The organism is Brevibacillus halotolerans (assembly GCF_026891775.1).
Lineage (GTDB): Bacteria > Bacillota > Bacilli > Brevibacillales > Brevibacillaceae > Brevibacillus_B > Brevibacillus_B halotolerans.
This window is the reverse complement of the sequence record NZ_JAPTNK010000029.1, coordinates 1-10752: the sequence shown is the minus strand read 5'-3', so window position 1 is coordinate 10752 and position 10752 is coordinate 1. Positions and strand designations below refer to the sequence as shown.

The following is a 10752-nucleotide window of genomic DNA, read 5'->3' as shown; positions in this document are numbered from 1 at the left end:
AGTTAGAGATACAAGAGATCCAGTGAGGCATACATTGTTTTTCCTGACAAAAAGGAACCTATTCCATTTTGGGCGGGGAGGTAATGGTGCCTCTCTTTTTATTGTATCTAAAAACAAAATTTGCTGAAAAGACATGCAGATTAAATAAGAATATTGGAGATGAGGTTATGAGTTTCATAAGTGTTGATAGAAATACCATTGATAAAAGGATAAGGGAATTCGCACTACATGCCCCTGAAAAGATTGCAATAGAATGTGCTGATGACAAGCGGACCTATAAAGAACTTGAAGAGAACTCTAATCATATATGTCATTTTCTTAGGAATCAGTACAAGGAAAATAAGATTGTATTTGTTTTTATGAACAAGGGGATTGCATTAATTGAAACATTAATTGGAATCATGAAATCAGGAGGAATTTTTGTTCCCATTGATCCCTCTGTTTCAGAAGATAGAATCTCTCTTATGATGGGAGAAGTAGAAGCAGATTGGGTAATCACTACATCCGATTTACTGGGTAAATGGAATAATAGCAGAGTAAAGGCTAAAGCCTGTCAGAATGTTATGGTTCAGGATATCAATGATTCTAATGAAATCGAAAATACGTTTGACCTCCCTCTTTTTTTTATTGGAAATGATACAGATGTATCCAGAGAAATCGATTTTTATTCCGACAATAAACACTGTTATATCTATTTTACCTCAGGCTCAACAGGTAAACCTAAGTGTATTTTAGGAAGACATGAGAGCCTGTTACACTTTATTGACTGGGAAATTAGAGAAATGGGAGTGGATATGAACTCAAGAGTTAGCCAACTTACCCCAATCTCATTTGATCCATTTTTACGAGATATTTTTGTACCGCTGTGTGCAGGTGGGACTCTATGTATCCCTGAGAACCAAGACATTATTTTACATCCTACAAGATTAATAAACTGGTTGGAGAATAAGCAGGTAACTTTGGTTCATATTGTTCCGTCTTTGTTTAAGGTCGTCTCTAATCATTTGGAAAGTTCGGACGCTTTACCGAATCTAACTCACATTCTCTTAGCTGGTGAGCTATTACGAGGGAATGACATAAAAAGGTTTATGGATATTATTGGAACCAGAGTACAAATTGTCAATTTATATGGCCCAACAGAGACAACATTAGCCAAAATGTTCTATAAGGTAAGTAAAGAAGATGTGAACAAAGCTATTATACCAGTTGGAAAGCCCATTTCTAATACGCAGGTATATATTTTAAATGAGAATGCCAAAAAGTGCGGGAAGGGTATAGTTGGGGATATTTATATTCGTACGCCATTTATCTCATCAGGTTATATAAATGATAGGGAACTAACCCATCAAGTTTTTATAAAGAATCCTTTTACAGATAATCCAAATGATATCATTTATCACACTGGTGACTTAGGAAGAAGGCTTATTGATGGAAATATTGAGGTAATTGGCCGTGCAGATAATCAAGTAAAAATAAGAGGCATGCGAATTGAGCTGAGCGAAATTGAGAACAAATTATTAAAACATCAAGCAATCAAAGAAGCTGTCGTAATTGCTAAAGAAGATGGAAGTCAAAATAAATATTTATGTGCCTTTATTATTTCAGAAGAACAAGTAAACATATCTTTATTAAGAACGTACCTCGCAAATGATTTACCAGATAATATGGTACCTTCTCATTTTTTACAAATAGATAGTATTCCCTTGAATCAAAATGGAAAGATAGATCGTAAGAAATTAGAATCATTAGAAATCGTAATCACCGAAGAAGAATATGTACCGCCGACAAATGAAATCGAACAAAAGGTAGCGGATATTTGGGAAGATATTTTTAAAATAGAAAAAATCAGTATTGATAGCAATTTTTTCGATATAGGTGGGCACTCCCTTCGTGCTGCAAAACTTATGGCAGCAATCTATAAAGAGTGCAATGTGGAAATATCTCTTGCGGAACTATTTGATAAAACAACAATTCGAGCACAAGCTGACTATATTGTAAGAGCACAAAAAAGTACGTATAAAAAAATACCACAAATAGAGGAAAAGGATTATTACGAGGCATCGTCCGCTCAGAAACGGATGTATATGCTACAACAATTTGATAGTGAAAGTACTGCTTACCACTTACCGAATATATTGATGATAGAAGGTAAAGTTGATAAAAAAAGACTGGAAAAAGCCTTTAAAAAACTAATACAAAGACATGAGATCCTACGAACTTCCTTTGAGTCAAAAGAGGAAAGAATACTTCAGAGAGTAAACAAGGAAGTAGAATTCAGTATTGAATATATAGAAAAAGGAAAAGCAGAAATAGAAGAGATCGTTAAAAGCTTTGTTAAACCTTTTGATTTAGAAAAAGCTCCATTACTACGTGTTACCTTAGTAAAAATTACGGATGATAAACATGTATTACTCTCAGATATGCATCATATCATTTCAGATGCAACTTCGATTGGAATAATGATGTACGAGTTTACTTCTCTTTATGAGCAAAAAGATCTAGAGGAGTTACGGATACAATATAAGGATTATACAGAATGGCAAAATCAGTTACTAGCATCGGATGAAATGAAAATGCAGGAAGAGTATTGGATGAATCGTTTTTCAGATGAGATACCAGTATTAGACTTGCCGACAGACTTCCCAAGACCAAACATCAAAAGTTTTGAAGGGGATTATATAAGTTTTACTATAGACAAAGAAATGACTCAAAATCTAAGAAAAATCGCTCATCAAACACGTAGTACAATGTATATGGTTTTATTGTCTGCAATCACTATTTTACTTGCAAAATACAGCAGGCAAGAGGATATTACCATAGGAAGTCCGATCTCTGGAAGAACGCATACTGATTTAGACAAAATGATTGGTATGTTTGTTAATACGCTGGCTATGCGAAATCACCCTGTGGGTAGCAAAGTATATGAGGATTTCCTAAAAGAAGTAAAAGAAAATGCATTGGCAGCATATGCTCATCAAGATTATCAATTTGAAGAATTAGTAGAAAAATTACATGTACAAAGGGATATGAGTAGAAATCCTTTATTCGATGTCATGTTTACGTTACAGAATGCGGATATAGAGAGCTTTTCATTTGAAGAACTAACATTTATACAATATAAACAAGAAAGTAAGGTAGCCAAATTTGATGTAGCATTTTCAGCAAATGAAGGGAATGAAGAGATAGCTTTCCTTGTAGAATATAGTAGCAAATTATTTAAAAAAGATACAATAAAGAGGATGATTACCCATTTCTTACAGATCATTTCGGTTATTGGGACAAACATAAAATGTCAAATTTCTGAGATAGAAATCCTTTCACAAGAAGAAAAGAATAACTTGCTATTTGCCTTTAATGATACACATGTGGATTATCCTCGAGATAAAACATTACATGAAATATGGACAGAACAGGTCAATAAGACTCCACACAAAATTGCGGTTAAGCATGGAGAACAACAAGTAACTTATAAAGAATTAGATGAAAAATCGAATCAAATTGCCCACGCATTGAGAGAGAAAGGTATCAAAAATGAAGGATTAGTTGCAATTTACTTTGAAAGATCGATTGATATGCTTTCTTCTATAATTGGAATTATGAAAGCTGGAGGAGCTTATATTCCAATTGATGTAAACTTCCCGGTAAACAGGATGAAGACTATGCTATCGGATTCTCAGGCTACCTTTATCATAACAAAATCACCGTATATAAATCGGGTGGAATTTTATACGGAACTAGCTTCTGGTACTTCAATCGAACATATTATCTATTTAGATTCGATTGAAGATGCTAATGAGGATCAGGAAATATTTAGAAAGAAAAAACTAGAAAGTTATCTATCACAAACAGGTGAAGCCCCAATTAACATAGCAGATTCTTCCGTTTGTGATGTGGATTATGTAGCATCTTGCTCGACAGAAAAGGTTGAAAATAGAATTAATCCTACCAATCTTAGTTATATTATTTATACCTCAGGTTCTTCTGGTAAACCTAAGGGAGCTATGGTTGAACATCAGGGAATGGTCAATCACTTATATGCAAAGATAAATGATCTGAATCTCTCAGCATCTAGTATTATTGCTCAAAATGCGTCCCACTGTTTTGATATATCAGTATGGCAGATCTTTGCAGCGTTAATATGTGGAGGGACCACTATCATTTACTCTAATGAGACTGTGATGGACCCTGAAGAACTTGTAAATAGAGTGATTCAAGATAATATAACAATCCTTGAGGTAGTTCCTTCCTTCTTACATGCTATGCTTAATTATTTAGCGGAAAGTAAAAAGGCATTTTCAGATCTTGAATTTTTGCTTGTAACAGGTGAAGAACTAAAACCAAAACTAGTAAAAAGATGGTTCGACATGTATAAAGGTATCAAATTGGTGAATGCTTATGGACCAACGGAGGCCTCCGATGACATCACTCATTATGTGATGTCTGATTTTCCCCATATTGGTAAGATCCCAATTGGAAAAACGGTGCAAAATTTAGCTATTTATATTGTAGATGACTATTTGAAACTATGTCCAATTGGAATCAAAGGAGAGATTGTTGTCGCCGGCATTGGTGTTGGTAGAGGATATATAAATGATGAGGAAAAAACAAAAAAAGCATTCACGATTAATCCTTATGCAAGAGAAAAAAATGAAAGATTGTATAAGACAGGTGATCTTGGTAGATGGCTTCCTGATGGTACTATAGAATATTTAGGACGTCTTGATTATCAAGTTAAAATCAGGGGAAATCGGATCGAATTAGGTGAAATTGAGAGCATCATTAATCAACAGGACTCTATTAAAGAAGCTGTTGTCTTAGTACGTGGTGAAGATATTGAAAGACAGTACCTTTGTGCATATATGGTGGTACAGAATGTAGATATTCAAGTAATTAAAAATAGCTTGAAGAACAAGCTTCCTGAGTATATGATACCAACCTCTTATGTACTTCTTGATAAGATGCCTCTCACTTCTAATGGTAAAGTAGATCGCCAAGCTCTTTTGAGTATGGAAGGGATACGGGAGGATTCAACAAAAATACCACCAAGAAATTTTTATGACAATACAATTGTACAGATTTGGAAGGATGTATTAAAACTAGAGGAAATATATATTCAAGATGATTTCTTTGAAATAGGTGGAAGCTCCATTAATATAATCCAGGTTGCCAACCGAATCAAGCAGGAACTAGCAGTAGAAGTCACGTTTGCTGATTTAATGGTGTATAAAACCGTCCTTGAGTTATCAGAGTATTTAGCCCAAAAAGAAAATAACGGAAGGCAGTTTAAGAATGTATTTAAAATAAATAAGGGTAAAAGTGATAAAAATATTTTCATTGTACATGGGGCTGGTGGGGACATTTTCCTTTATCGAGATTTAGCCAAATTATTGGAAGATGAGTACAACGTATATGGAATACAGCCAAAGGGTTTAAATGGAGAGGAACCATTCTCGAGTAGTTATTATGAAATGATGCATGATTACATCAACGAAATAAGAACCATACAGGGTGAGGGACCCTATATTATTGCAGGTTATTGTACAGGTGGAATTGTATCCTATGACTTGGTAAATATTTTAGAACTACAGGGGGATAAAGTTACAGCATTACTCGAATTGGATCATGAAGCCTATATACGGAAGGGAATTTACAGGTCATTCGTACATGTGAACAGTATGATCATAGGTGCAATTGAAACATGGCGTAGGATTAGCAAAAAAGACAAGGAATATACTTTAGAAAAATATTCAAAGTGGATGAAGAAAGCAAAACCCATTTCAAAGGAAAGACAACTTTCTATTTTACAGAACGTTGAAGATTTACGAAATTATTTTGGCAGGGAACTTGTAGTGAAATCCAATTATATTAGCTTGGGCTTTATTAGTAGCCCTACACTAGTAATAAAAGGACAAGATAATCATCATCATTTGTTAAAAGAAGATCTTTGGAGAAAAATGGTGAGAGGTCCATTGGAATTCTATGAGGTACCAGGTGATCATGATTCTGTTCTGTCTCATCCACATGTAGAAAGGGTTGCTGAGATCATAAAGTCATTTTTAAATAAAAAGATGGATAATTAATCCTCACCACAAAAGGTTAAGTAAGATGCATATTCTAGGAGGTAATCATGAGTATTAAAAGTAATTTTATTGAACTATTAGATAGGATCATCAAGGAATACATGGACAAAGAGTCTATTCCAGGATTGGCTGTAGGTATTGTAAAGGATAAAAAAATCATTTGTGCAAAAGGCTATGGAGTAAAGAATGTCGATACGAAAGAACCAATTAATGAATACTCGTTGTTTCATATGGCTTCCATTTCAAAGACATTTGTAGCATTGGCCATTATGAAATTGGTTGAGGATGGGAGCGTAAAATTAGATTCCTATGTAACTGAATATTTGCCTTATTTTGAACTAAAAGATGAGAAATACAAAAATATTACCATTAGACAGTTATTAAGCCATACGTCTGGAATACCGAATGATTCTAATTATGAATGGGATAAACCGCAATATGATGAAGAAGCTTTAGAGAGATATGTGAAAAGTATTACCTATCTGGACTTAATGTGGAAACCAGGTGAAAAATTTGGTTACAGTGATACAGCTTTTGAAGTATTAGGTGATGTTATTTCAAAAGTTTCAGGGCTTTCTTTTGAACATTATATGAAAGAAAATGTGTTACAAGTTTTAGGTATGAAAGAAAGTCATTTTTATAAACCAGCTCTTTCAGCTGATTTATTAACTTCTCCGCATATCTTGTATGTAAAGAATGATTACGCTGCAAAGGTAAGCAAGATTTTTCCCTATAATCGGATCCATTCTCCAAGCTCTACGCTATGCTCAAATGCGATCGAAATGTGCTATTATGCGATTGCTAATCTTAATAAGGGAAGTTTGAACGGACAAACAATCCTACATCCTGATAGTCATGCCGATCTCTGGAAAAGTCATGTGCACACAGGCTGGGATGGCTTTATGACAGAAATGGGTCTGTCTTGGTTCCTAGGTGATTACAAAGGGAATAAAGTGGTATCTCATGTGGGTGGTGATACGGGATTTCGTAGTGAGTTAATGATTTTACCAGAGGAAGGTATCGCTGTTGTTATTATGACTAACTCCGACTATGTGAGCACACAGCCGCTATGTACAACTATTTTAGATATAGTCTTAGAACAAGAAGCTATCCTGATAAAAAAATCATTAGCCCATCACTTGGCTAGAAAAGTAGTTCATACGGATGTCGATGCCGCATTAAAATATTGTTCCTGCAATAAAAACGCCATAGAGGAGTTTTTTGTGAACGAGGGAGAATGCAATTCTATTGCTCATGAGTGGTCCAAGGAAAAGAGATTTGACAAAGCAATTGAAATGCTTACAGCCTCGATTATTGCCTTTCCCGATTCATACGTCCTTTATGATAGTCTAGGGAAAATGTACAGATTAAGTGGAGAGGATCAACTTGCAATTAAGAGCTATCGTAAATCACTAGAGTTAAACCCGGAAAATGAAAAAACAAAGCTAGCAATAAAAGAATTAAGTAGTAATGAAATATAAGTACTGTGTTCTTTATCTTTACGAGATAAGCACTTCATTGAGTGCTTATTTTTTTATATATAAAAATAAAAAATATAGGTAAATTATAGGAGGTTTTATAATGAAAGAAGCCATTGTAGGACAGCAATGGGAACAACGGGATGTCACCCCACAAAGTGCAACATCGAATAAGGGAAGTTTATTTTCGAAAGATATCATGAATCAATTAAAGGGCTTGCAGAAGAAAAATAATTGGTACAACTTTTTCGCGTTAGGACTTGATTGGTCATTGATTGCCTTCGTCATTGTGTTAGCGCATGTCTATCAAAATCTATGGACGTATATAGGAGCTATCATTGTGATCGGGGGTAGAATGAGAGGGTTGGACAATCTCATGCATGAAGCAAGTCACAATATGCTGTTTAAGAGTCGGTGGTTAAATAAGTGGGTGGGGTCTATTTTCATTGCTTTTCCTGTTATTACGAATTACAAAGCGTATTGTGATTCGCATTATAGACACCATAAATATCTATGGACAGATAAAGATCCAGATACTTCTGAATTAAAAGCAATGGGTTTAAACCATGCCGTAATCAGTAAAAAGTATTTTATTTTCCGATATATTTTTGGGTCTATTTTCATTAAACATGTTTTTCGGAATGTTTTGAGTGCGGGTATTAGACTTTTTTCTAAACAAGATCAAACGATTGCAGAGTACATCATTAAATTGTGTCTATGGTCCTCTGTAATTACTCTATCCATTATCTATCATTTTTGGTTGGAGTTAATTCTGTACTGGTTTGTACCGCTTGTCACGGTTTTTCCAGTCATTCGTTTTTGGTCTGATTTAGCCGACCATTCTGGTTTAGAGACTTCAGACCCGCTGTATTCGAGCAGAAACTCTTATGGGAATTGGCTGGAGCGGTTGATTTTGTATCCACATCATGATACTTACCATATTGTGCACCATCTTTTTCCTTACATCCCGCACTATAACTTGAAAAAAGCTCATCTTGTGCTGATGAACAATGCTGATTATGCAAAGGCACATCATTGTACTGGATTTTTCAAAACTTTTTTACCAGGGTTTCGATCTGTCATCGACGATATTGTCACTAAATTAAATCACAAATAATAAAAAAAGGATGCGTTGAATGAGAGTTCTTATTCAATTATCAGTCTATGTTAGTAGTCCATAAAAACAAGAAGCGAGGTCTACGCTATGGATGTATTAGCTTCCCTGCGAGCAGTTGATATCGATCAGATTTGCTTTCATGAATCTCATGAAGAAGCCCGTCTTCTTCATACTTGCCAATTAATACAGAATGAAGGGGTACTTAGACATACACCTCTTGCTTCACAATTGAGCGATGGTCGCTATCTGATTCTAGATGGTGCTCATCGTACCCTAGCCCTGAAGAAATTACAATGCTGTCGTGTTGTTGTTCAAATGGTACATTTGGATAACTGTCATCTAGGAGCATGGAATCATTTATTGCCAGTCGGGGAGTGGATAAGTCGGCTGAAGAAAAATAGAGCTCTATACTGGTCTAAGGAAATTGAAAACCAATATGGAGATCCTTTGGTCGAATTTATTGAGCATGATGGAAATACAAGCTTTATATATTCCAAAAATGGAGATGATAAGCTTACTCGATTGAAAGACTGGCATAGCATAGTGGATTCTTATAATAATGCTTTTCCTGTAAAACGTTTACCACAAGATGCTAGCTTATCGTTACCTCTATTAGGGGAGGTGCTGCTTCGATTTCCTTGTTATGACTTGAAGCAGTTAGAGGAAATTACATTATCTGGTCATATTATGCCAGCAGGTGTTACACGTTGCATTGTTGAAGGACGACTTTTGAATTTAAGGATCCCTCTTAGATTTCTATCGAGCCAATGCTTTCATCAGGATGAATGGAATGAGTTACTGAGCCGCTGGAAAAAATCATTAAGGCTTTATTCAGAATCCGTTTATCTATGTGAGGTATGACTTATTTTTCTGTATAAGTACAAAATTAAGATTGAAATATAAATAAATGAGGGATTAGAATGATCAATCGCCTTTTATCTATCAGCCATCTTATAGGGAATACTCCCCTGGTTACATTGGACCATGAGGATATCAATCTATTTGTAAAATTAGAATACATTAATTTGATGGGTAGCGTCAAAATGAGAGCAGCATATTATATTTTAAAACAAGCCATTGAGAGAGGCGATATCACAGAAAACACAACTGTGATTGAATCTACATCTGGCAATTTCGGAGTTGCGCTTGCTACGTTATGTAAAATAATTGGAGTTAAATTTATTCCAATTATTGATCCCAATATTAGTCCTATTTACGAGAATCTTCTGCATACTTTTTCGTATGACGTCATCAAGGTAACTGAACGTGATGAAACAGGCGGTTTTTTATTAACTAGAATCGAGAAGATTAAAGAACTTTGCCACTCAATAGAAGACTCTTTTTGGACGAATCAGTATGCAAATATTGATTGTTTTTGGGCTCATTATCATGGACTTGGTGAAGAGATCGCCGTCCATTTCAGTGAACTTGATTATGCCTTTATTGGTGTAAGTTCCGGAGGTACAATTTCAGGTGTGTCCAGAAGATTAAAAGAAAAGTTTCCACAGATCAAAATAATTGCCGTAGATACCGATGGTTCTGTTATATTTGGAGGCCAGCCGAAAAAGCGTTATATACCGGGGATTGGCTCCAGTATGGTACCGGATCTGTTAAAAGAAGCAGTTATTGATGAAGTGATTCATGTTCCAGAAGATAAGACCATCGAGGGGTGCTACCAATTGTTTAAAAACCACGCGATTTTTGGTGGTGGATCTTCTGGGACTTCCTATTATGCAATTTCTCAATATTTTAAGGATAAACAGTTTGAGGAATCACCTAATGTTGTTTTTCTAGTTCCCGATAATGGCATGGCATACGTTAACACTGTCTATAATCAACAGTGGGTTGCTCAAGTTCGCCAATCAATAAATGAACTAGTATCTAGCGGTAAATAATATCATTTTTAAACTTTATTAAAAGGATGCCATGAACCCAATTTTATTGGAGAGTTCGGCATCCTTTTTTTATGGAGTTTTACATTATTTCTAGCAATAAATATCATTTTTAGAGAAGAAATAGTCAATATAGAACTTTTATTCTAATTATATAAAATAAAAATAGGGATGTTTTCTTGATA

At 34.9% G+C, this 10752-nt stretch carries 5 protein-coding genes; all 5 read left to right on the top strand.

Going from position 1 to position 10752, the window contains the following annotated elements; all coding sequences use genetic code 11:
• The first annotated feature begins 83 nt into the window (after window positions 1-83).
• Window positions 84-6080 (top strand): non-ribosomal peptide synthetase, encoded by a 5997-nt coding sequence (locus O0550_RS23025; RefSeq protein WP_003343538.1) that lies wholly within the window; start codon window positions 84-86, stop codon window positions 6078-6080.
• 47 nt (window positions 6081-6127) lie between these two features.
• Entirely contained in the window at window positions 6128-7561 is a 1434-nt protein-coding gene (locus tag O0550_RS23020; protein ID WP_258427308.1) for a serine hydrolase, read from the top strand.
• Window positions 7562-7661: 100 nt separating this feature from the next.
• Entirely contained in the window at window positions 7662-8675 is a 1014-nt protein-coding gene (locus O0550_RS23015; RefSeq protein WP_258427307.1) for a fatty acid desaturase family protein, read from the top strand.
• Between the two features lie 87 nt (window positions 8676-8762).
• A complete protein-coding gene (locus O0550_RS23010; RefSeq protein ID WP_258427306.1) occupies window positions 8763-9536 on the top strand; it encodes a ParB N-terminal domain-containing protein in 774 nt (257 codons plus the stop codon).
• A gap of 59 nt (window positions 9537-9595) precedes the next feature.
• Window positions 9596-10570: a 2,3-diaminopropionate biosynthesis protein SbnA gene (gene sbnA / locus O0550_RS23005; RefSeq protein ID WP_035318819.1), complete on the top strand. Its 975-nt coding sequence runs from the start codon at window positions 9596-9598 to the stop codon at window positions 10568-10570.
• Window positions 10571-10752 lie beyond the last annotated feature (182 nt).